Raw genomic sequence first — 1,044 nt, forward strand, 5'->3', positions numbered from 1 at the left:
GAATACGCTGATAGCATTATTTCCTTGCGTGTGGGTCAACAAATTGCGCGTGATAAGTTGTTAGAAGAATTAGTTGAAAATCAATTTGAACGTAATGATATTGACTTCCAACGTGGTAGATTTCGTGTTCGTGGGGATGTTGTGGATATCTTCCCAGCATCACGAGACGATAATGCTATTCGTGTGGAGTTTTTCGGTGATGAGATCGATCGAATTATTGAAATGGACGCTTTGACTGGTGAGGTTAAAGGTTCAATGGACCATATTGGAATTTTTCCAGCCACTCACTTTATGATTAGTGACTCTAAGATGGATCAAGCACTTGACCGCATTAAAAATGAGATGGATGTTCAAGTAGAGAAGTTTACAAAAGAAGGTAAGTTACTTGAGGCTCAACGAATCAAGCAACGGACCGAGTACGATATTGAAATGATGCGTGAAATGGGTTATACCTCTGGTATTGAAAACTATTCACGTCATATGGAAGGTCGTGCTGAAGGTGAACCACCATTTACTTTGCTTGATTTCTTCCCCAAAGATTTCAATATTATGATTGATGAGTCTCACGTTACAATGCCACAAATTCGTGGGATGTATAATGGTGACCGTGCTCGTAAACAAGTATTAGTTGACCACGGATTCCGTTTGCCGAGTGCACTAGATAATAGACCTTTAAAATTCGAGGAATTCGAAGAAAAAACGAAACAGTTGGTTTATGTTTCAGCCACACCAGGACCATTTGAACTTGAGCATACAGATGAGATGGTTCAACAAATCATACGTCCAACCGGTCTGTTAGATCCTAAGATTGAAGTGCGTCCTACAGAAAATCAAATTGATGATTTGCTTGGCGAGATACAGGATCGAATCGATCGAAACGAACGTGTACTTGTTACAACGTTGACTAAGAAAATGAGTGAAGATTTAACGACATATTTAAAAGAAGCAGGCATCAAAGTAAATTATCTGCATTCTGAAATTAAAACACTCGAACGTATAGAAATCATTAGAGATTTAAGAATGGGTACGTATGATGTCATTGTT

1 protein-coding gene is annotated in these 1,044 nt (G+C 38.6%); it reads left to right on the forward strand.

Annotated features, from left to right (window positions below):
• Window positions 1–1,044, forward strand: a 1,044-nt coding sequence (locus tag FHL06_RS14165; protein WP_272950479.1) for a helicase-related protein, incomplete at both ends; no start/stop codon positions are given.

Origin of the sequence: Companilactobacillus halodurans, from assembly GCF_009600985.1 — a bacterium.
Lineage (GTDB): Bacteria > Bacillota > Bacilli > Lactobacillales > Lactobacillaceae > Companilactobacillus > Companilactobacillus halodurans.